The sequence below is a fragment of the Xanthobacter luteus genome, assembly GCF_040049235.1.
GTDB lineage: Bacteria > Pseudomonadota > Alphaproteobacteria > Rhizobiales > Xanthobacteraceae > Xanthobacter.
This window is the reverse complement of the sequence record NZ_JBDZDO010000001.1, coordinates 193,133-214,664: the sequence shown is the minus strand read 5'-3', so window position 1 is coordinate 214,664 and position 21,532 is coordinate 193,133. Positions and strand designations below refer to the sequence as shown.

21 protein-coding genes are annotated in these 21,532 nt (G+C 69.6%); 14 read left to right on the top strand and 7 right to left on the bottom strand.

Features of this window, described 5'->3' with window-relative positions; translation table 11 throughout:
* Positions 1–15: 15 nt before the first annotated feature.
* The 5 genes from ABLE88_RS01110 to recO all read left to right on the top strand — a co-directional run bounded on the left by ABLE88_RS01110 (position 16) and on the right by recO (position 4,108).
* A complete protein-coding gene (locus tag ABLE88_RS01110; protein ID WP_348829515.1) occupies positions 16–417 on the top strand; it encodes a DUF1622 domain-containing protein in 402 nt (133 codons plus the stop codon).
* Between the two features lie 151 nt (positions 418–568).
* Positions 569–1,321: a signal peptidase I gene (gene lepB / locus ABLE88_RS01105; protein WP_348829513.1), complete on the top strand. Its 753-nt coding sequence runs from the start codon at positions 569–571 to the stop codon at positions 1,319–1,321.
* Positions 1,318–2,043: a ribonuclease III gene (rnc, locus tag ABLE88_RS01100; RefSeq protein ID WP_348829512.1), complete on the top strand. Its 726-nt coding sequence runs from the start codon at positions 1,318–1,320 to the stop codon at positions 2,041–2,043. The genes lepB and rnc overlap by 4 nt, the downstream gene beginning before the upstream one ends.
* Before the next feature lie 325 nt (positions 2,044–2,368).
* The gene (gene era / locus ABLE88_RS01095; protein ID WP_348831054.1) at positions 2,369–3,361 is read left to right on the top strand and encodes a GTPase Era; all 993 of its coding nucleotides are present in this window, start codon (positions 2,369–2,371) and stop codon (positions 3,359–3,361) included.
* A gap of 6 nt (positions 3,362–3,367) precedes the next feature.
* On the top strand, positions 3,368–4,108 hold the full coding sequence (gene recO / locus ABLE88_RS01090) for a DNA repair protein RecO (protein ID WP_348829511.1): 741 nt from the start codon (positions 3,368–3,370) through the stop codon (positions 4,106–4,108).
* Here recO and ABLE88_RS01085 read toward each other — a convergent pair whose 3' ends face one another.
* Positions 4,109–4,378: a hypothetical protein gene (locus tag ABLE88_RS01085; protein WP_348829510.1), complete on the bottom strand. Its 270-nt coding sequence runs from the start codon at positions 4,376–4,378 to the stop codon at positions 4,109–4,111.
* Positions 4,379–4,602: 224 nt separating this feature from the next.
* Here ABLE88_RS01085 and parC point away from each other — a divergent pair, with 224 nt between their 5' ends.
* From parC to lpdA, 9 genes are all read left to right on the top strand, one after another.
* Positions 4,603–6,846: a DNA topoisomerase IV subunit A gene (gene parC / locus ABLE88_RS01080; protein ID WP_348829509.1), complete on the top strand. Its 2,244-nt coding sequence runs from the start codon at positions 4,603–4,605 to the stop codon at positions 6,844–6,846.
* A 3-nt stretch (positions 6,847–6,849) separates the two neighbouring features.
* Positions 6,850–8,640 (top strand): chloride channel protein, encoded by a 1,791-nt coding sequence (locus ABLE88_RS01075; protein WP_348829507.1) that lies wholly within the window; start codon positions 6,850–6,852, stop codon positions 8,638–8,640.
* Positions 8,641–8,703: 63 nt separating this feature from the next.
* Positions 8,704–9,018 (top strand): FtsB family cell division protein, encoded by a 315-nt coding sequence (locus tag ABLE88_RS01070; protein WP_348829506.1) that lies wholly within the window; start codon positions 8,704–8,706, stop codon positions 9,016–9,018.
* A 161-nt stretch (positions 9,019–9,179) separates the two neighbouring features.
* Positions 9,180–10,193, top strand: coding sequence for a pyruvate dehydrogenase (acetyl-transferring) E1 component subunit alpha (pdhA, locus tag ABLE88_RS01065; RefSeq protein WP_348829504.1), 1,014 nt, complete (start codon positions 9,180–9,182; stop codon positions 10,191–10,193).
* Positions 10,194–10,203: 10 nt separating this feature from the next.
* Positions 10,204–10,533, top strand: a complete 330-nt coding sequence (locus ABLE88_RS01060) for a hypothetical protein (RefSeq protein ID WP_348829502.1) — start codon at positions 10,204–10,206, stop codon at positions 10,531–10,533.
* A gap of 26 nt (positions 10,534–10,559) precedes the next feature.
* Positions 10,560–11,963, top strand: coding sequence for a pyruvate dehydrogenase complex E1 component subunit beta (locus ABLE88_RS01055; protein WP_348829501.1), 1,404 nt, complete (start codon positions 10,560–10,562; stop codon positions 11,961–11,963).
* An 11-nt stretch (positions 11,964–11,974) separates the two neighbouring features.
* Positions 11,975–13,360 carry a pyruvate dehydrogenase complex dihydrolipoamide acetyltransferase gene (locus ABLE88_RS01050; RefSeq protein ID WP_348829500.1) on the top strand — a complete coding sequence of 462 codons (1,386 nt, stop codon included), beginning with the start codon at positions 11,975–11,977 and terminating at the stop codon, positions 13,358–13,360.
* Positions 13,361–13,537: 177 nt separating this feature from the next.
* Positions 13,538–13,774, top strand: coding sequence for an HP1242/YdcH family protein (locus ABLE88_RS01045; protein ID WP_348829499.1), 237 nt, complete (start codon positions 13,538–13,540; stop codon positions 13,772–13,774).
* Between the two features lie 69 nt (positions 13,775–13,843).
* Positions 13,844–15,259, top strand: a complete 1,416-nt coding sequence (gene lpdA / locus ABLE88_RS01040) for a dihydrolipoyl dehydrogenase (RefSeq protein WP_348829498.1) — start codon at positions 13,844–13,846, stop codon at positions 15,257–15,259.
* On the opposite strand, the gene ABLE88_RS01035 is transcribed toward lpdA, so the two are convergent.
* The 6 genes from ABLE88_RS01035 to gltA all read right to left on the bottom strand — a co-directional run bounded on the left by ABLE88_RS01035 (position 15,225) and on the right by gltA (position 21,521).
* Entirely contained in the window at positions 15,225–16,352 is a 1,128-nt protein-coding gene (locus ABLE88_RS01035; protein ID WP_348829497.1) for a 3-hydroxyacyl-CoA dehydrogenase NAD-binding domain-containing protein, read from the bottom strand. The genes lpdA and ABLE88_RS01035 overlap by 35 nt on opposite strands.
* 121 nt (positions 16,353–16,473) lie before the next feature.
* Positions 16,474–17,148, bottom strand: coding sequence for a MarC family protein (locus ABLE88_RS01030; RefSeq protein ID WP_348829496.1), 675 nt, complete (start codon positions 17,146–17,148; stop codon positions 16,474–16,476).
* A gap of 74 nt (positions 17,149–17,222) precedes the next feature.
* Complete coding sequence (locus tag ABLE88_RS01025) at positions 17,223–17,972, bottom strand: arginyltransferase (RefSeq protein WP_348829495.1); 750 nt, start codon at positions 17,970–17,972, stop codon at positions 17,223–17,225.
* A 79-nt stretch (positions 17,973–18,051) separates the two neighbouring features.
* Positions 18,052–18,597, bottom strand: a complete 546-nt coding sequence (locus tag ABLE88_RS01020) for an RDD family protein (RefSeq protein WP_348829494.1) — start codon at positions 18,595–18,597, stop codon at positions 18,052–18,054.
* A 124-nt stretch (positions 18,598–18,721) separates the two neighbouring features.
* Positions 18,722–19,975, bottom strand: a complete 1,254-nt coding sequence (locus ABLE88_RS01015; RefSeq protein ID WP_348829492.1) for a threonine ammonia-lyase — start codon at positions 19,973–19,975, stop codon at positions 18,722–18,724.
* 238 nt (positions 19,976–20,213) lie between these two features.
* Entirely contained in the window at positions 20,214–21,521 is a 1,308-nt protein-coding gene (gene gltA / locus ABLE88_RS01010) for a citrate synthase (RefSeq protein ID WP_348829491.1), read from the bottom strand.
* Positions 21,522–21,532: the final 11 nt, after the last annotated feature.

Genomic DNA, 21,532 nt, shown 5'->3' with positions numbered 1-21,532 from the left:
CGAAGGGGAGGGGCCATGGACACGCTCGCCAACGAGATCCTGCATTGGGCCACCCGCGCCATCGAGGTGGCCGGAACCGCGGTCATCGTCTACGGCATCCTCTCGGCGCTGGTGCTGCTGGTTGGCGGCACGCGGGCGGGCCGGCCGATGGCGGACACCTTCCGCGAATGCCGCTCCTCGCTCGGCATGGCGATCCTGCTGGGCCTTGAATTCCTGGTGGCGGCCGACATCATCAACACCGTGGCGATCGAGCCGACCCTGCAGAGCCTGGCGGTTCTGGCCGGCATCGTGCTGGTGCGCACCTTCCTGTCCTTCTCCCTGGAGGTGGAGATCGAAGGGCGCTGGCCTTGGCAGCGCGGCGCCGCGCCGCCGGCCGAGGGCACGGCGGACGCGGCGGCATCGGGAACGAAGCGGTGATGCGCGCCGGGCCGGCCCGCGTTGCCGGCCCGCCGTGAAGCCTCTATAGGGAGGGAGGGCGATGTCCGCGGGCGCAGCGTGCGCCGCGTCTCCTCCTTTTCGGCGCAGTTTGCTGCACACTGCGCGCGCGCAATTGAAACCTGGATCCTCGATGACCGCGACCAGCGATTCGAAACATGAGGGCGGCTTCCTGGAGACCGTCCGCGTCATCATCCACGCGCTGCTGATCGCGCTCGTGATCCGCACCTTCCTGTTCCAGCCGTTCAACATCCCGTCCGGCTCCATGAAGGACACGCTGCTGATCGGCGACTATCTGTTCGTCTCCAAGTACAGCTACGGCTATTCGCGCTTCTCGCTGCCGATCTCGCTCGATCTGTTCTCCGGCCGCATCTTCGGCGCCGACCCGACGCGGGGCGACGTGGTGGTCTTCAAGCTGCCCAAGGACAATTCCACCGACTACATCAAGCGCGTGGTGGGCCTGCCGGGCGACAAGATCCAGATGATCGGCGGCGTGCTCACCATCAACGGCGTGCCGGTGAAGCGCGAGCGTCTGCCCGACATCGCCGAGGACGACGGCTCGGGGCGCAAGGTGCCGGTGAAGCGCTGGCGCGAGACGCTGCCCAACGGCGTTTCGTACGAGACCCTCGATATCGTCGACAACGGCATGTATGACAATACGCCGGTCTACGACGTGCCGCCCGGGCATTTCTTCATGATGGGCGACAACCGCGACAATTCCCAGGACAGCCGCGTGCTGAGCCAAGTGGGCTACGTGCCGTTCGACAATCTGATCGGCAAGGCCCAGGTGATCTTCTTCTCGATCGACGAAGGCGCCGCCGCATGGCAGGTCTGGAACTGGCCCTGGACGGTGCGATGGGACAGGTTGTTCAAGACGGTGAATTGACCGCCACCGCCGACGATCTGGCTGCCCTCGAGGAGCGGATCGGCTATCGGTTCAAGGACCGCGCGCTGCTCGAGCTCGCGCTGTCCCATATCAGCTCGGTGAAGGGCGAGGCGCCGCGGCGGAGATCCTATCAACGCCTCGAATTCCTCGGCGACCACGTGCTGGGCTCGGCGGTCTCGCACATGCTCTACGACGCCTTCCCGGAGGCCGAGGAGGGCGAGCTTTCGCGCCGCCTTGCCGAGCTGGTGCGCGAGGAGGCCTGCGCCGAGGTGGCGGCCGACATGGACATGGGCGCCCACATCCGCCTCGGCCCCGGCGAGAGCCAGTCGGGGGCCAGCAAGCGGCGGGCGATCCTCGCCGACGTCGCCGAAAGCGTGGTCGCCGCGGTGTTCCTGGATGGCGGCTACGACGCCGCGCAGGGGCTGGTGGAGCGGCTGTGGCGCGCCCGGCTGGTGGCGCCGCGCCGGCCGCTGCGGGACGCCAAGACGGTGCTCCAGGAATGGGCGCAGGGGCGCGGCCTGCCGCCGCCGGTCTACCGGGACGTGGGGCGCGCGGGTCCGGACCACGCGCCGCGCTTCACGGTGCAGGTGGAGCTGCCCGGCCTCGACCCCGCGGAGTCGTCCGGCGCCTCCAAGCAGGCGGCCCAGAAGGCGGCGGCCGCCGCCTTCCTGGTGCGCGAAGGGGTGTGGAGCGTCGAGGCGCAGGCCCACAGCCGGACATGAGGGCGCGCAGGGGGCCGAACGATCGGGCCGGGCGTCGAGAATGGGACGCCTGGGGCGGAGAGACATGAGCGGCAAAACAGGCGGCCGGGGCGGCAAGCCCGGCAAGAAGTCGAACAACGAGGCCGAGGCGCTGGACGCCGATGCGGTCCCGCTCGCCTCAGCGCCCGATGGCGCGGCGGAGCCGGAGGCGGCGCAGCATGCCGGCCGCGGCGCGGACGCGCCACCCGCGCGCGCCGCGGTGGCGGCGGCGGACGACCGCGACGTTCACGACGGCGACGACCCGGACGAAGGTGACGCGGAAGAAGGTGACCCTGAGGAAAGCGAGCTGCAGGCCGGCGACCTCGATGACGACGAGTTCGAGGACGATGACGCCGACGACGAGGCCGACGCGGCGCCGCCGCGCCCCGCGCCGCCCAGCGGCCCGACGCGCTGCGGCTTCGTGGCGCTGATCGGCGCTCCCAATGCCGGCAAGTCCACCCTCACCAACGCTTTGGTGGGGACCAAGGTCTCCATCGTCTCCCACAAGGTGCAGACCACGCGCGCCATCGTGCGCGGCATCGCGCTGTTCGGCTCCGCCCAGCTCATCCTCGTGGACACGCCCGGCATCTTCACCCCCAAGCGGCGGCTGGAGCGGGCCATGGTCTCGTCCGCCTGGACCCAGGCCGCGGACGCCGACGTGGTGGCGCTGCTGGTGGATGCCAAGCGCGGCCTCGATGCCGACGTGGAGACGCTGCTCGCCCCGCTCGCCCACATCCGCCGTCCGCGTGCGCTGATCCTCAACAAGATCGACCTGATCCGCCGCGACACGCTGCTGGAGCTGGCATCCAAGCTCACCGCGCAGGTGCCGTTCGAGCGCGTGTTCATGGTCTCCGCGCTCACCGGGGACGGGGTCGAGGACGTGAAGTCCTGGTTCGCCGAGGTCGTGCCGCTTGGCCCCTGGCTCTATCCCGAGGACCAGATCTCCGACGCGCCTATGCGCATGCTCGCCGCCGAGATCACGCGCGAGAAGATGTTCGTGCGCCTGCACGACGAACTGCCCTACCGCTCGACGGTGGAGACCGAGAGCTGGAAGGAGCTGCGCGACGGCTCGGTGCGCATCGAGCAGACCATCTTCGTCGAGCGCGACAGCCAGAGGAAGATCGTGCTCGGCAAGGGGGGGGCCACCATCAAGGCCATATCCTCCGAGGCGCGCGCGGAGATCGCCGAGATCATCGAGCAGAAGGTGCACCTGTTCCTGTTCGTGAAGGTGCGCGAGAACTGGGCCGACGATCCCGAGCGCTACCGCGAGATGGGCCTCGAATTCCCCAAGGGCGGGTAGCCTTCCGTGGAATGGAGCGACGAGGGCATCGTCCTGGGCATCAGGCGCCACGGCGAGGCGGGCGCCATCGTCGAGCTCCTCACGCGCCGGCGCGGGCGCCATCTCGGCATCGTGCGCGGCGGCGCCTCGCGCCAGCATTCCAGCCTGCTCCAGCCGGGCAACACCGTGCTCGCCACCTGGCGGGCGCGGCTGGAGGAGCATCTCGGCAACTATCTGCTGGAGGCGAGCATCCAGCGGGCCGACCGGCTGATGGCGACCGCCCATGCCGCCTTCGGCCTCTCCCACATGGCGCAGCTTCTGCACCTGTTGCCCGAGCGCGACCCGCACGAAGGATTATACGAGACCACCGGCGCGATCCTCGATGCGCTGGACGATGCGGCCTCGGCGGGACAGCTGATGGCCCGCTTCGAACTCGCTTTGCTGGGGGAAATGGGCTTCGGCCTGGAGCTGGAGACCTGCGCCGCCACCGGCGGGCGCAACGATCTCGTCTACGTCTCGCCGAAGAGCGGGCGCGCCGTGAGCCGGCAGGCCGGCGATCCGTTCGCCGACCGACTGTTCCTGCTGCCGTCCTTCTTCCTGGGCGGGGCCGCGCCCCCTACGCCGCAAGAGGTGGAGGAGGGGCTCAGGATCACCGGCCATTTCCTGGCCGTTCGCGCACTGGAACCGCGCGGGCAGGGCCTTTCCCCGGCCCGCGCGTCCTTCATCGCCGCCTGGCGCCGCGGCCTCGCGGCGGCGCCGCGCGGCTGATCACCAGCAGGGCCGGCCCCAGCCCGGACCGCAGCGCGGGCCGACCCACACGCTTTTGCAGCGCGTGACCCAGCGCCAGCGGCCATAGCGCCAGACCCGCACCTGGCGACAGACGCGGCGCCAGCGCACCTCTTGCGGGCCGGCTTGCGTCTCGACCGGGCCGAGCAGGGCCGAGCCGCTGGAGGGAATGCTCGCCGCGGAAGCGGGGGCGGAGAGCGCGAGAAGACCGAGGACAAGCGCGCCACCCGCCGCAAGTGCAATCTTACGCATCAGTGAGCTCCGTTCAGGCGTATTCGCCAGTGAAGAATCCCCGCGACCACGACTCTGAGTACATCCGGCGGCGGTTGTTTGTCCCGCCTGTGGCGGAATGCGGATGGTGGCCCGGGCGCGCCGTGGCCGCGCGCCACCCTGCCTGCCACCGGCGGCACGGGCGCCGGTGGATGGCAGACAAGAAGCGCCTTGTGGAGCCATCGGTCGCGCTGTAACTGCGGTCCATGGCAACCCGCACCCTCCCGCCCGGCGACGGGCACATCGAACCGGTGGCGCTCAAGGCGGCGCTGGAAGAGCGCTATCTCGCTTACGCGCTCTCCACCATCATGCACCGCGCGCTGCCCGACGCGCGCGACGGCCTGAAGCCGGTGCACCGGCGCATCCTCCACGCCATGCGCCAGCTCAAGCTCGACCCCGGCCAGGGCTTCAAGAAGTCCGCCCGCGTGGTGGGCGACGTGATCGGCAAGTTCCATCCCCACGGCGACCAGTCGGTCTATGACGCGCTGGTGCGCCTCGCCCAGGATTTCGCCCAGCGCTACCCGCTGGTGGACGGGCAGGGCAATTTCGGCAACGTGGACGGCGATAACGCCGCCGCCATGCGCTACACCGAGGCGCGCCTCACCGAGACCGCGCGCCTGCTGCTGGACGGCATCGACGAGGACGCGGTGGACTTCCGCCCCACCTATGACGGCTCGGAAGAGGAGCCGGTGGTGCTGCCGGCGGCGTTCCCCAACCTGCTCGCCAACGGCTCCCAGGGCATCGCGGTCGGCATGGCCACCTCGATCCCGCCCCACAACGCCGCCGAGCTGCTGGACGCCGCGCTCCACCTCGTCGAGCATCCGGACGCCATGGCGTTCGATCTGCTGAAGTTCGTGCCGGGACCGGACTTTCCCACCGGCGGCATCCTGGTGGACGACCCGGTCGGCGTCGCCGAGGCCTATGCCACCGGACGCGGCTCGTTCCGGGTGCGGGCGCGCTGGGAGAAGGAGGAGACCGGGCGCGGCACCTATCAGGTGGTGGTGACCGAGATCCCCTACGGCGTCGCCAAGTCGCGCCTGGTGGAGAAGATCGCCGAACTGCTCACCGACAAGAAGCTGCCGCTGCTCGCCGACGTGCGCGACGAGAGCGCCGAGGACATCCGCCTGGTGCTGGAGCCGCGCGCCCGCACGGTGGATGCCGAAGTGCTCATGGAGAGCCTGTTCAAGCTCACCGAGCTCGAAGCGCGCGTGCCGCTCAACATGAACGTGCTGGTGAAGGGCCAGATCCCCAAGGTGCTGTCCCTGGCGGAGGCGCTGCGTGAGTGGCTCGACCACCGCCGCGACGTGCTGCTGCGCCGCTCGCGCTTCCGGCTCGGCCAGATCGCCCATCGCCTCGAGGTGCTGGGCGGCTATCTCGTCGCCTATCTCAACCTCGACGAGGTGATCCGCATCATCCGCGAGGAGGACGAGCCGAAGGCGACCCTGATCGCCACCTTCTCGCTCACCGACGTGCAGGCGGAGGCGATCCTCAACATGCGCCTTAGGTCCCTGCGGCGCCTGGAGGAGATGGAGATCAAGAAGGAGCACGACGCCCTGTCCGCCGAGAAGGACAAGCTCGACAAGCTGGTCGGCTCGGAGGGCGCGCAGTGGCGCGCCATCGCCAAGGAGATCCGCGAGACCCGCAAGACCTACGGCCCCGACACCGCCATCGGCCGGCGCCGCACCACCTTCGCCGCCGCCCCCACGGTGCACGAGGACGCCTTCACCGAGGCGCTGGTGGAGCGCGAGCCGGTGACCGTCGTGGTCTCGCAGAAGGGCTGGATCCGCGCGCTGAAGGGCCATGTGCAGGACCTGTCGACCCTCCAGTTCAAGGGCGACGACGCGCTCGGCCACACCTTCTTCGCCGAGACCACCTCCAAGGTCATGGTGTTCACCACCAACGGGCGCTTCTTCACCCTCGATGCCGCAAAGCTGCCCGGCGGGCGCGGGCACGGCGAGCCGGTGCGCCTGATGATCGACCTGGAGCAGGAGGCGGAGATCGTCTCGGTCTTCGCCTATCAGAGCGGGCGCAAGCTGCTGGTGGCCTCGAAGGAAGGGCGCGGCTTCGTGGTGAGCGAGGACGAGTGCGTCGCCAACACCCGCAAGGGCAAGCAGGTGCTGGTGATGGACGCGCCCGACATGGCGCTGCTCGCGGTGCCGGTGGAGGGCGATACCGTGGCGGTGATCGGCGAGAACCGCAAGCTGCTCCTGTTCCAGCTCTCCCAGGTGCCCGAGATGGCGCGCGGACGCGGCGTGCGGCTGCAGAAATACCGCGAGGGCGGATTGTCCGACCTCAAGGTGTTCGCGCTCGACGACGGCCTCACCTGGCAGGACACCTCCGGGCGCACCTGGACCGTGAAGCTGCCGGAGCTCGCCGAATGGCAAGGCGAGCGCGCCTCGGCCGGGCGCCTGCCGCCCAAGGGCTTCCCGCGCACCAACACCTTCGCCTGAGCCATGACCGACGCGCCCGCCGATCCCCCCCAGGCCGGCGGGCCGCGGTCGCACCTGGCGCGCCTTCTGGCGTCCGCCCAGGCGAGCGCGCGCTCGCGCGAGGTCGCTTTGGTGCTCATCGCCGCCGTGATGGGGGTGCTGGCGGGGCTGGCGGCGAGCGCCATGAGCGCGGCCACCCAATGGGCCCACGAATGGCTCTACGGCCTTTCGCCGGGCGAGCGGCTCAGCGCGTCGCCGGCGCTGCTCTCGCCCTGGCTGGTCCTGGTGCCGGCCGCCGGCGGCGCGGCGATGGGGCTGATCGCGCTGGCGCTGAAGCGCTGGCGCGACCATCCCATCGTCGATCCCATCGAGGCCAACGCGCTGCATGGCGGGCGCATGTCGCTCGTCGACAGCATCATCGTCTCCGCCCAGACCATGGTCTCCAACGGCTTCGGCGCCTCGCTCGGCCTCGAGGCGGGCTATTCGCAGATCGGCGCCGGCATCGCCTCGCGCCTCGGCCAGACGTTCGCGCTCCGGCGCAACGACCTGCGCATCCTAGTGGGGGCAGGGGCGGCGGCGGGCATCGGCGCGGCGTTCGACGCGCCGCTGATGGGCGCGTTCTACGGCTTCGAGATCATCATCGGCTGCTATTCCATCCCCGCCGCCGCGCCGGTCTTGGCCGCCACCATCGTGGCGGTGATGACGGCGCGGGTGCTGGGCGCGCACGTGGAGCCGCTGAACCTGCCGCTCGACGTGACGCTGGCGCCGATCGACATCGTGCCGGTGCTCGGGCTCGGGCTCGTGGCGGCGCTGGTGGCGGTGATCGTCATGCGGCTCGTGACCGGGGTGGAGGCGGCCTTCGCGCGCAGCCGCATCCCCGCGCCCCTGCGGCCGGTGGTGGCGGGCCTGATGGTGGGCGCGCTCGCGCTCTACAGCCCGCAGGTGCTCTCGGACGGGCACGGCGCTCTGCACCGGCAGGTGGAGAGCGCGGTGACGCTTTCGGTGGCGATGATCTTCGGCTTCAAGATCCTCGCCTCGGCGCTCTCCATCGGCTCGGGCTTCCGGGGCGGGCTGTTCTTCGCCTCGCTGTTCCTCGGCGCGCTCATGGGCAAGCTCTATGGCGGCCTGCTGGCGCTCGCCTGGCCGGCGCTCCATCTCGATCCGGCGGTGGTGGCGGTGGTGGGCATGGGGGCGCTGGCGGTGGGCATCATCGGCGGGCCGTTGACCATGAGCTTCCTGGTGCTGGAGATGACGCGCGACCTCGCGCTCACCGGCTACGTGCTGGCCGCCGCGGTGACGACCTCGCTCGCCGTGCGCGGGACCTTCGGCTATTCCTTCTCCACCTGGCGCTTCCATCTGCGCGGGGAGGCGATCCGCAGTGCGCAGGACATCGGCTGGATGCGCGAGCTCAGCGTGGGGCGGATGATGCGCACCGAGTTCGCGCGCTTTCCCGCGGCCGGCACCATCGGCGCCCTGCGCGCCGCCATTCCATTGGGCGCGCACCGCGTCGTCGCCCTGGTGGACGATGCCGGCGCCTATCGCGGCCTGGTCCAGGTGGCCGCCGCCCACGCGCCGTCCCAAGCGGACGACGCGCTGGCGGCCAGCATCGCCCGCCAGCAGGACGCGATGCTGCTGCCCGCCATGAGCGTGAAGGAGGCGGCGCTCGGTTTCGACGCCGCCCACGCGGAGGACCTCGCCGTGGTCGAGGATCGCGACGGCCGGCGGCTCGTGGGCCTGCTGGGGGAAGCCTATGTGCTCAAGCGCTATGCCCGGGAACTCGACCGCGCCCGTCGCGGCCTCGGGGCGGAAGACTGACGCGCCGCCCGCACCGCGCCGGCTCTTAACAGGGCGGAAACCGGCTTCGGCGAAAGTGGGCCGATGCAGAGCCGCTCCCGTCTCCAGACCATCCTTGCCACGCTCGCGCTCCATGTGGGGGCGGCCGCGCTCATCGGCTATTTCGCCTATCATGCCTATACTGGCGACCACGGCCTGCTGGCCAAGCGCAATTTCGAGCAGGACCTGCAGCAGCTGCAGCAGGACCTCGACGCGCTGAAGACGCAGCGTGCGGCGCTGGAGCACAAGGTGTCGCTGCTGGTGGCGAACCAGCTCGATCCCGACCTGCTGGACGAGCAGGGCCGCCGTCAATTGGACTTCATCCATCCCAAGGATATCGTGCTGCTTCGCAGCAAATGAACTGTATTTTGGTTCACGCAACGCTTGAACTGATATTCAGTTCAATGTAGCAGAATCAAGAGTTAGCAACGTGTTGCGGCGCAACATCCGGAATTTGGCGCTTTGAGGGCGCCGCGAGCTGGAGTAGGAAGGGCCACCTCTCCGCGTATCCGAGGACGCCGATGGCCCCCAAGAAACCATCCGCCCGCGCCGCTGATTCCGAGCCCGCGATTCCCGCCTTTTCCCCCGACGAGGACCTCGCGGCCTATCGCGAGATGCTGCTCATCCGCCGCTTCGAGGAGAAGGCCGGCCAGATGTATGGCATGGGCCTGATCGGCGGCTTCTGCCACCTTTATATCGGCCAGGAGGCCGTGGTGGTGGGCATGCAGATGGCGATGAAGCCCGGCGATCAGGTGATCACCGGCTATCGCGACCACGGCCACATGCTGTCCACCGGCATGGAGGCCAAGGGCGTCATGGCCGAGCTCACCGGCCGGCGCGGCGGGCTCTCCAAGGGCAAGGGCGGCTCGATGCACATGTTCAGCATCGAGAAACAATTCTTCGGCGGCCACGGCATCGTCGGCGCCCAGGTCTCGCTCGGCACCGGGCTCGGCTTCGCCAACCGCTACCGCGAGAGCGGCAGCGTCGCCGTCACCTATTTCGGCGACGGAGCGGCCAATCAGGGCCAAGTCTATGAGAGCTTCAACATGGCCGAGCTGTGGAAGCTGCCGGTCGTGTACGTGATCGAGAACAACAAATACGCCATGGGCACAGCGGTGAACCGCGCCTCCGCCCAAACCGACTTCTCCAAGCGCGGCACCTCCTTCAACATTCCCGGCGAGCAGGTGGACGGCATGGACGTGCGCGCGGTGAAGGCCGCCGGCGCCCGCGCACTCGCCTTCGCCCGCGAGGGCAACGGGCCTTACATCCTCGAGATGCAGACCTACCGCTATCGCGGCCACTCCATGTCGGATCCGGCCAAGTACCGCTCGAAGGAAGAGGTGCAGAAGATGCGCACCGAGCACGATCCCATCGAGCAGGTGCGGGTGCGGCTGCTGGAGAGCCACGCGATCGGCGAAGATGCGCTGAAGGCGATCGACGCGGAGATCCGCGAGATCGTCAATGCCGCCGCCGACTTTGCGAGCCACGATCCCGAGCCGGAGATCGCCGAGCTCTATACGGACGTGCTGCGCTGAGGCGCGGGCCATGGCCACTCTGTTCCTCGCTCTCGTCATCCTCGCCATCGCCGTCGCGCTCGGCGCGTGGGGCTTGGCGGTGCGCGAGGCGCTGAGGACGTTCCGGGCCGAGCGCGCCGCGGGGCTGCCGACCGCCGCGACTTTGGTCCTGGTGGTCGTGTGGCCGTTCGCGGTGCGGCCCCGCGCCGCCGCGCCGGCCGCCGACGCCGCGCGCATGAACAAGGCCACCGTCGCCTTCTTCGTGGCGGTCACCCTCGTGGTGGCCTCCGCGTCCGCCTACACCAACTTGACCACGCCGCGTCCCGGCGCCGCCCCGGCGCAGGTGCCCGCCAAAAGCTGACCTATTGCTGACCGAGAGCTGAAGCCATGGCCATCGAAGTCCTCATGCCGGCCCTCTCGCCCACCATGGAGAAGGGCAACCTCACCAAGTGGGTGAAGAAGGAAGGCGACGCCGTGAAATCCGGCGACGTGCTCGCCGAGATCGAGACCGACAAGGCCACCATGGAGGTGGAGGCGGTGGACGAGGGCGTCCTCGGCCGGATCCTGGTGCCCGAGGGCACGCAGGACGTGGCCGTGAACACGCCCATCGCCACCATCGTCGCCGATGGCGAGGATGCGAGCGCCGCGCCCGCGCCGGTCGCCAAGGCGGCCGAGAGCGCGCCGCCGGCGGCGCCATCGCCCGCGGCGGCCTCGGCCCCCGCGGTGCCCTCGACCCCCGCGCCGAGCGCCGTCGCCGCCCCGCCGCAGGTCTCGGTGCAGCCCGATCCGGAGGTGCCGGCCGGCACCGAGTTCGTGCAGATGACCGTGCGCGAAGCCCTGCGCGACGCCATGGCCGAGGAGATGCGCCGCGATCCGGACGTGTTCGTGATGGGCGAGGAGGTCGCTGAATACCAGGGCGCCTACAAGATCACCCAAGGGCTGCTGCAGGAATTCGGCGCCCGGCGGGTGGTGGACACGCCGATCACGGAGCACGGCTTCGCCGGCATGGGGGTCGGCGCCGCGATGGCGGGGCTGAAGCCCATCGTCGAGTTCATGACCTTCAATTTCGCCATGCAGGCGATGGACCAGATCATCAACTCGGCCGCCAAGACGCTCTACATGTCCGGCGGCCAGGTGCACTGCTCCATCGTGTTCCGCGGCCCGAACGGGGCGGCGGCGCGCGTCGCGGCCCAGCACAGCCAGGACTATTCCGCCTGGTACAGCCACATTCCCGGCCTCAAGGTGATCGCGCCCTACAGCGCCTCCGATGCCAAGGGCCTGCTGAAGGCCGCCATCCGCGACCCCAACCCGATCATCTTCCTCGAGAACGAGATCCTCTACGGCCACACCTTCGAGGTGCCCAAGCTCGACGACTTCGTGCTGCCCATCGGCAAGGCGCGCGTCGCGCGGGCCGGCAAGGACGTGACGCTGGTGTCCTTCTCCATCGGCATGACCTATGCGCTCAAGGCCGCCGAGGAGCTGGCCAAGCAGGGCATCGAGGCGGAGGTGATCGACCTGCGCACCATCCGCCCCATGGACGTGCCGGCGATCGTCGAGAGCGTGAAGAAGACCGGGCGCTGCGTCACCGTGGAGGAGGGCTGGCCCCAGTCCGGCATCGGCGCCGAGATCGCCGCCCAGCTCATGGACAAGGCGTTCGACTGGCTCGATGCGCCGGTGCTGCGCGTGACCGGCAAGGACGTGCCCATGCCCTATGCCGCCAACCTCGAGAAGCTCGCTCTGCCGTCGGTCGCCGAGGTGATCGCGGCGGTCCACGCCGTCACCTATCGCTGAGGGGGGGTCAAATGCCCATCGAGATCCTGATGCCGGCGCTCTCCCCCACCATGGAGAAGGGCAACCTCTCCAAGTGGCTGAAGAAGGAAGGCGACACCGTGAAGTCCGGCGACGTGCTCGCCGAGATCGAGACCGACAAGGCCACCATGGAGGTGGAGGCGGTGGACGAGGGCATCCTCGCCAAGATCCTGGTGCCCGCGGGCACGCAGGACGTGCCCGTGAACCAGCTCATCGCCGTGCTCGCCGGCGAGGGCGAGGACGTGAAGGCGGCTGCCGCATCGGCCGGGCAGGGGGGCGCCGCGCCCGCCGCCGCGCCGGCTCCGGCAGCGCCGGCCGCGGCAGCGCCCGCCGTGGCCGCACCCGCCGCTCCGTCTCCCCCTGCGGCGCCTGCCGCCCCGGCGCCTGCTGCCGCTGCTGCCGCCGGCGGGCAGGGGGCGCGCGTGTTCGCCTCGCCGCTGGCGCGCCGGATCGCCAAGGAGAAGGGCATCGATGTGGCCGCGGTGCAGGGCTCCGGCCCCCATGGCCGCGTCATCGCCCGCGATCTGGACGGGGTGCAGCCCGGCGCCAAGCCCGCGCCGCCCCCCGCCGCCGCGTCTGCTCCCGCCGCCGCGCCGGCCCCTGCGGCCGCCGCGCCCAAGCCCGCGCTCGCCGTCGCGCCCGGCGCCGAGCAGGTGAAGGCCCTGTTCGAGGCCGGCAGCTACGAGGAAGTGCCGCTCGACGGCATGCGCAAGACCATCGCCCGCCGGCTCGTGGAGAGCGAGCAGGTCACCCCGGTCTTCTTCCTCACGGTCGATTGCGACATCGACGACCTCATGGCGCTGCGCGAGCAGGTGAACGCCGCCGCCGCCAAGGACAAGGACGGCAAGGCGGCCTACCGGGTCTCGGTGAACGACTTCATCATCAAGGCCCTGGCGCTGGCGCTGCAGAAGGTGCCGGCGGCCAACGCGGTGTGGGCCGAGGACCGCATCCTGCGCATGAAGCATTCCGACGTGGGTGTCGCGGTGGCGCTCGACGGCGGGCTCTACGCGCCCATCGTCAAGAAAGCGGAGCTGAAGTCGCTCTCGGCGATCTCCAACGAGATGCGCGATCTGGCCGCCCGCGCCCGCACCAAGAAGCTGAAGCCCGAGGAATATTCCGGCGGCTCCTCGTCGGTGTCGAACCTCGGCATGATGGGGATGCGCAACTTCACCGCCATCATCAACGCGCCCCAGTCCTCCATCCTGGCGGTGGGCGCCTCCGAGCAGCGCGCGGTGGTGCGCGGCGGCGAGGTCAAGGTGGTCATGCAGATGACCACCACGCTCACCTGCGACCACCGGGTGATGGACGGGGCGCTCGGCGCCGAGCTCCTGTCCGCCTTCAAGGGCTTCATCGAAAAGCCCATGTCGATGCTGGTGTGAGTCGATGCCGGTGTGATCCCTACGGGCGGGCCGCCATGAGCGGTCGGCCCGCCGGTTGCACGCGCTCTGATCTGGCCCGGGAAGGCCGCGCCAGATCAAATCTCCCTACCGGCGCATCGTGTAGCAGCAGCTTCGAGGCGCCCGAACGTGCCCGAACGCCACAGCGAAGAGACGAACATGAGCCACACGCCCCACGAGCTTGCCGCCGACTTCCCCGAATATGCGGAGAAGATCAGCGCCCTGAAGCAGTCCGACGCGCACTTTGCCAAGCTCTATGACGCGTATCACGAGGTGAACCGCCAGGTGCACCGCGCCGAGACCGACGTGGAGCCGACCGGCGACGAGGAGATGGAGGCCTTGCGCCGCGAGCGCATCGCGCTGAAGGACGAGATCTACGCCATCCTGACCAAGTGAAGCGCCGGCGGCCGGACGCGCTCCGGCCGCATCGCGCACGGGACCCACGCCGGCGCCGAGGAGACACCCATGGCTGAGACCTACGACATCATCGTCATCGGCGGCGGACCGGGCGGCTACGTGGCCGCCATCCGCGCGGCGCAGCTCGGCTTCAAGACCGCGGTGGTGGAAAAGAGCCATCTCGGCGGCATCTGCCTCAACTGGGGCTGCATCCCCACCAAGGCGCTGCTGCGCTCCGCCGAGATCTACCACTACATGGAGCACGCCAAGGATTACGGCCTCTCCGCCGAGAAGGTGTCCTTCGACGCGGCGGCGGTGGTGAAGCGCTCGCGCGGCGTGTCGTCCCAGCTCGCCACCGGCGTCGGCTTCCTGCTCAACAAGAACAAGGTGGACGTGATCTGGGGCAAGGCCGCCTTCACGGCCCCCGGCAAGCTGAAGGTGGAGGCCGCCCAGAACCCGCCGAAGAACGCCAAGGGCGGCGGCGAGTATGCCGCCAAGCACATCATCGTCGCCACCGGCGCCCGGCCGCGCGCTTTGCCGGGGATCGAGCCGGACAAGAAGCTGATCTGGACCTATTTCGAGGCCATGGTGCCGGAGAAGATGCCGAAGTCCCTGCTGGTGATGGGCTCGGGCGCCATCGGCATCGAGTTCGCCTCCTTCTACCGCACCATGGGCGTCGACGTGACGGTGGTCGAAGTGCTGCCGCAGATCCTGCCGGTGGAGGACGAGGAGATCGCCGCCGTCGCCCGCAAGCGCTTCGAGAAGCAGGGTATGAAGATCATGTCCGGCGCCAAGGTGACGGGCGTCACCAAGCATGCCGACAGCCTCACGGTCCATGTCACCGACGACAAGGGCAAGGCGCACGACATCGCGGTCGAGCGCATGATCTCGGCGGTGGGCGTTCAGGGCAATGTGGAAGGGCTCGGCCTCGAGGCGCTGGGGGTGAAGATGGAGCGCGGCATTGTCGTCACCGACGGGCTCGGGCGCACCAACGTGCCCGGGGTCTACGCCATCGGCGACATCGCCGGCCCGCCCATGCTGGCCCACAAGGCGGAGCACGAGGGCGTGATCTGCGTCGAGACCATCAAGGGCCTTCCCACCCATCCCATGGACAAGAACAAGATCCCCGGCTGCACCTATTGCACGCCGCAGATCGCCTCCGTGGGCCTCACCGAGAAGAAGGCCAAGGAGGCGGGGCGGCAGATCAAGGTCGGCCGCTTCCCCTTCATCGGCAACGGCAAGGCGATCGCCCTCGGCGAGCCGGACGGCCTCGTGAAGACCATCTTCGACGCCAAGACCGGCGAACTCCTGGGCGCCCACATGGTGGGGGCCGAGGTGACGGAGCTGATCCAGGGCTTCGTCATCGCCATGAATCTCGAGACCACCGAGGAGGAGCTGATCCATGCGGTGTTCCCGCATCCGACGCTCTCCGAGATGATGCACGAGAGCGTCATGGCCGCCTACGGACGGGCGATCCACGTCTGAACACCTGCGGGCCGGCGGCGGGCGGCCTGCCCGCCGGGACCGCCATCGCCGTGCGGCCTTCAGGTCTCGCGGTGCACCGCCGGCGGGTCGCTGGCGGGGAAGCTCTCCTCAGCGCCTCGTCGAGGCGCCCGGCCATCTCCTTCTGCGCCTCCGCCTCGGCCTGGTCGCGCTTCAGGGCGATGATCTGCGTCAGCAGACCGTCGCGCCGCGCCGCGAGGTCGGCGATGGAGCGGCCGGCCGCTTCCGCGATCACGCCGCGCACCAGCTGCGCCTGGAGCTCCGGCGTCATCTGCGGCGCGCCGAGGTCGGCCCACCAGCCTTCCACCGCCGGCAAGAGGTGCTCCAGGAAATGGGCGAGGCCGCCCGGGCCGCCGCCCAGATGGAAGGTCATGTGCTGGCCCATCAGCGCCCAGCGCAGGCCCGGCCCTTCCGAGACCGCGGCGTCGATGTCCTCCAGCGAGGCCACGCCCTGCGCGACCAGATGGATCGCCTCGCGCCACAGCGCCGCCTGGAGCCGGTTCGCCACGTGGCCCTTCACCTCCTTGCGCAGTTCGATGGGGCGCTTGCCGATGGCGGCATAGAAGGCCATGGCGGTGTCCACCGCCGCCCGTCCGTCCGGCCCGTGGCCGAGCACCTCCACCAGCGGAATGAGGTGCGGCGGGTTGAAGGGATGGCCGATGACGCACCGCTCCGGCCGGGCGCACTGCTCGGTCATCCGGCTCAGCAGCAGGCCCGAGGTGCTGGAGGCGATCACCGCATGGGGCGCCAGGACCGCGTCCAGCTGCCGGAGCAAAGGCTGCTTGATCTCATAGCGCTCGGGCGCGTTCTCCTGCACGAAGTCGGCGCCGGCCGCCGCCTCCAGCGGGTCGGCCGCGAAGCGCCAGGCGGCGGGGTCGGCCGAGGGCAATGCGCCGAGCTGCTTCAGCGCCGGCCAGGCGGCGTCGATGAAGCGCTGGGTCGCCGCCTTCGCGCTCGGCGCGGGATCGCTCACCGTCACCTCCAGCCCGCGGGAGATGAACAGCGCCGCCCAGCTGGCGCCGATGGTGCCGGCGCCGATCACGGCGACGCGGCGGATGTCGGAGGCGGGAAACATCGGCGGCTCCTTCCGGCGATCGCGGCTGGGCGACACGGTGAATCGCCCTCTAACTTACTGAATGGAGACGGATTCGCTGCTCATAGCGAATCGCTCGGGCGAACCAAGAGCAGGTCCGGCTCTAGCGCGGCACCTGGCCCAGCAGTTCGCGCATGCCGAGCCAGATGATCTCGACGCCGATGGCGAACAGGATGAAGGCGAACAAGCGCACCAGGACGTTGGTGCCGGTCTTGCCCAGCACCCGCTCGATGGTGGGCGCCTCGCGAAAGGCGAAATACACCGTGAGCGCCACCGCCAGCAGCCCGGCCACGGCGCCGATCAGGCTGGAGAGCGATTCCATGAGGTCGGTCTGCCAGGTCGGCTTGTGGCTGGCGGCGATGGCGATGGTGGTGGCGATGGAGCCGGGGCCCACCGTGAGCGGCAGGGTGAGGGGATAGAAGGCCTCGTCCTGGGCCTGCGCCTCGCTCAGCTCCTGGCTCGCCGCGCGGTCGGCGGGCTCGTCGCCCTGGTGCAGCAGGCCCCAGCCCACCGCGGTCACCACCGCGCCGCCAGCCACCCGCAGGACCGGCAGGCTGACGCCGAAGAACAGCAGGATCTGCGCCCCGAACAAGAGCGAGCCGAACAGCAGCACGAAGCCGTAGAGGGCCACCGACCGGGCCACCTGCTCGCGCACGGCGGGCGAGCACTTGCGCACGAAATTGAGGAAGATCGGCGCGCTGCCGAGCGGATTGACCACCGGGAACAGCGCCGCGAACACCATCACGAAGATGTTGATGGAATTGGAAATGTAGTTCATCGCCGCCCCCGCGCCCGGACCCCGCCCTCAGCCATTGATAGCGCGCGCGTGCGCCTGGCGACCGTGCGAGGGCCTCAGGCCTCCACCCGCTCCCAGCCCTGGGGCGAGAGCCGCTCCTGCGGCAGGAAGCGGCGCTTGTAGTCCATCTTCTTCGAGCCCTGGACCCAGTAGCCGAGATAGACGAACGGCAGCTTCATCTCGCGCGCCCGCTCGATGTGGTCGAGGATCAGGAAGGTGCCGAGCGAGCGGTGCGCCACGTTCGGGTTGTAGAAGGAATAGACCATGGAAAGGCCGTCGGAGAGGATGTCGGTGAGCGCCACCGCGATCAGATCGCCGGCGCCGCGGCCGAGGATGCGGCTGTCGGGGCCGGCCTTGCGGTACTCCACGAGGCGGGTCTCCACATGGGTGTCCTCCACCATCATGGCGTAGTCGAGCACGCTCATGTCCGCCATGCCGCCGGCGCCGTGACGGGCGGTGACGTAGGAGCGGAACAACGCGTATTGCTCGGAGGTGGGGGTGGGCGGCTTCACCGCGCCCACGAGGTCCTCATTGTCGGTCCGCACCCGCCGGAACGAGCGCGACACCACGAAGTCGTCGACGCAGATCCGCACCGAAACGCAGGCCCGGCAGCCCTCGCAGGCGGGGCGGTAGGCGATCGACTGGCTGCGGCGGAAGCCGCCCTGGGTCAGCACGTCGTTGAGCGCGCCGGCCCGCTCGCCCACGAGGTGGGTGAACACCTTGCGCTCCTCCCGGCCCGGCAGGTAAGGGCAGGGGGAGGGCGCGGTGAGGTAGAATTGCGGTGTGTCGCGCGGGTGCTCGCTCACGGTCTCACGCCTCGAACCGTGACAGCATCGCCGGAGCTTGCGGTCCGGTCAAAGGCCAAGGCGCCTCGGCACGCAAATTTCAGGTGCGGCGGCGCAGCATGGCGGCGCGGCCCTCGTTGTTCACCACCACGGTGCCCACCAGGAAATCGTGCAGCAGCCGGCGCCGGCCGTTGAACAGGGCGACCAGGAGCACCAGCGGGGTGCCGACCGAGACCGAGACCCAGAAGCACACCGCATGGACCGCGCCGAGCAGGGAATAGCAGGGCGCGCCGTACCAGGTGCGCATCTCGAGGTCCATGAGTCGCATGCCGAGCGTCGCCGAGGCCGGCGAGCCGAGGGTGATGGCGTTGTAGCAGATGGCCCAGACCACGAACGCCGGACCGAGCAGGGGGAACAGCATCCAGCCCAGACTGAGCGTCACGATGCCGAACACGAAGATGAACACCGCCAACAGGATGATCGGCCCGAGAATCATCATCGCGTCGACGCAGAAGGCGACGATGCGGCGCGAGAGCACGCCGTCGAAATATTCCGGCTGCGCCACCGGGTCGTAAGCGTGGGGCCGGGGTTCGCTGGAGACGCCGATGCGGGGCGGCTCGCGGGTCTGGCTCGACGGGTCACTCATGGGCCGGGGCTCCTTGGGGGCCGATGGTCCTCATCCAAGCGCAAGAGGTGGGGATCGGCGCCGCGCGACGCAAGTACGTGCGTGCGTTCGCGCGCACCTTCCCGCGCTTCGTCCCGGCATGAGCCTACCAGTCGACGCCGCCGGCGCCGAGCCGCTGCACCGGCAGCCCCTCCGCCTCCAGCGCCGCCTCGATCGCCTGGGCGTGGGCCTGGTCGCGGGTCTCCACCGTCAGATCGAGGCGGGTGCCCTTCGCCGGCACGTCGAGGAAGGTGCGCCGGTGGTGCACCTCCAGGATGTTGGCGCCGAGCTTGCCGAGCAGCGTGGCGATGCGCCCCAGCATGCCCGGCCGGTCGAGGATGGTGAGGCGGAAGGAGACGATGCGCTCCTCGCGCTCGAGCTCGCGCAGGAGGATGCCGGCGAGCATGCGCGGATCGATGTTGCCGCCGCACAGAATGAGACCCACGGTGCGGCCGGCGAAGCGCTCGGGCTCGGTGAGCAAAGCGGCGAGGCCGGCCGCGCCGGCCCCCTCGGCCAGCGTCTTCTGGTTGGTGAGGAAGGCGTTCACCGCCCGCTCCAAAGCGGTCTCGTCCACCAGCACGATGCTCGGCACCAAAGCGCGGATGATGGTGCTGGTCAGCGCGCCCACATTGTGGACCGCGATGCCCTCGGCGAGCGTCGGTCCGCCGCAGGGCCGGGCGATGCCGGTGAGCATCGACCACATGGCCGGGTAGAGCGCCGCCTCGACCCCCACCATCTCGGTGCCGGGCGAACGGCCGGCGAAGGCGAGGGCGACGCCGGAGGCGAGCCCGCCGCCGCCGATGGGCGCCAGCACCGCGTCGAACTGCGGCCCGTCCTCGATCATCTCCAGGCCGATGGAGCCCTGGCCGGCGATCACGTCGCGATCGTCATAGGGATGGACGAACACGCGGCCCTCCTCGCGCGAGATCCGCTCCGCCTCGCCTTGGGCGTCGGCCACCGTGTCGCCGAACAGCACCACGCTGGCGCCGAACGCCTCGGTGGCCATCACCTTCACCTGGGGCGTGGTCTCCGGCATGACGATGGTGGTGGCGATGCCGAGCCGCGTGCCGTGGCAGGCCACCGCCTGGGCATGGTTGCCGGCCGACATGGCGACCACGCCGCGCCGCGCCTCGTCCGGCGACAGGCGGGCGAGCTTCACCAGCGCGCCGCGCTCCTTGAACGAGGCGGTGACCTGGAAGTTCTCATACTTCACCCACACGTCGGCGCCGGTGAGGGCGGACAGCCGCGGCGCCCGCAGGGTCGGGGTCCGCAGGATGGCGCCGGCGAGCAGCGGGCGCGCCGCCTCCACGTCCGCGAGGGTGACCGGCAGGCCGGCATCGGCGGGGGCGGGCAGGGACATGGGGCTTCCTTCGTGCCGGTCGGGTGGGGCGGCCATCTGAGGGGAAAAATACCGGGCTTGTCCATGGGCCGCCGGCCGATCGGGCGCCGGCGCCGCCACATTGGAGCAGATCCGGATCGCGGCCGCAGGAGCGGAGCCGAAGGTGACCCCGGATCAAACGAGCCGGAGCAAAGGGTCCGGCAAAAGAAAAGGGCGCGGCCCCAAGGCCGCGCCCCTTTGTCTTCAGCCCATGAGCGGCTCAGCGCCGCTTGGACATGGGCACGTAGTCGCGCAGGGCGGCGCCGGTATAGAGCTGACGGGGACGGCCGATGCGCTGGCTCGGGTCCTCGATCATCTCCTTCCACTGGCCGATCCAGCCCACGGTGCGGGCGAGCGCGAACAGCACCGTGAACATGGTGGTGGGGAAGCCCATCGCCTTGAGCGTGATGCCCGAATAGAAGTCGATGTTCGGATAGAGCTTCTTCTCGACGAAATAGTCGTCGTGCAGCGCGATGCGCTCGAGCTCGATGGCGACGTCCAGCAGCGGGTCGTCCTTGATGCCGAGCTCGCCGAGGACCTCGTGGCAGGTCTGCTGCATGATCTTGGCGCGCGGATCGTAGTTCTTGTAGACCCGGTGGCCGAAGCCCATGAGCCGGAACGGGTCGTTCTTATCTTTGGCGCGGTTGATGTATTCCGGGATGCGGTCGACGTGGCCGATCTCCATCAGCATCCGCAGCGCCGCCTCGTTGGCCCCGCCGTGGGCCGGCCCCCACAGGCAGGCGATGCCGGCGGCGATGCAGGCGAAGGGATTGGCGCCGGACGAGCCGGCGAGCCGAACGGTGGAGGTGGAGGCGTTCTGCTCGTGGTCGGCATGGAGGATGAAGATCTTGTCCATGGCCTTGGAGAGCACCGGACTGACCTTGTACTCCTCGCACGGCACCGCGAAGCACATATTCAGGAAGTTCGACGTATAGTCCAGGTCATTCTTCGGATAGACGAAGGGCTGGCCGATGGAATACTTATAAGCCATCGCCGCCAGGGTCGGCATCTTCGCGATCATGCGGATCGAGGCGATCAGGCGCTGGTGCGGATCGGAGATGTCGGTCGAGTCGTGATAGAAGGCCGAGAGCGCGCCGACCGAGGCCACCATGATGGCCATCGGGTGGGCGTCGCGCCGGAAGCCCTGGAAGAAGCGCGTCATCTGCTCGTGAACCATCGTGTGACGGGTCACGGAATAGTCGAAGTCGGCCTTCTGGGCGGCGGTGGGCAGCTCTCCGTAGAGCAGCAGATAGCAGGTCTCGAGGAAGTCGCCGTTCTCGGCCAGCTGCTCGATCGGGTAGCCGCGATAGAGCAGCACGCCCTCGTCGCCGTCGATATAGGTGATCTTGCTCTCGCACGAGGCCGTGGAGGTGAAGCCGGGATCGTACGTGAACATCCCCGTCTGCCCGTAGAGCTTGGCGATGTCCACCACGTCCGGACCGATGGTCCCCGCGTGGATGGGCAGTTCCCAGCTCTTGTCCCCCACGGTCAGCTGCGCTGCCTTGGCCCCGGTGTTGGTGGCGTCCATGGCTTCCTCAT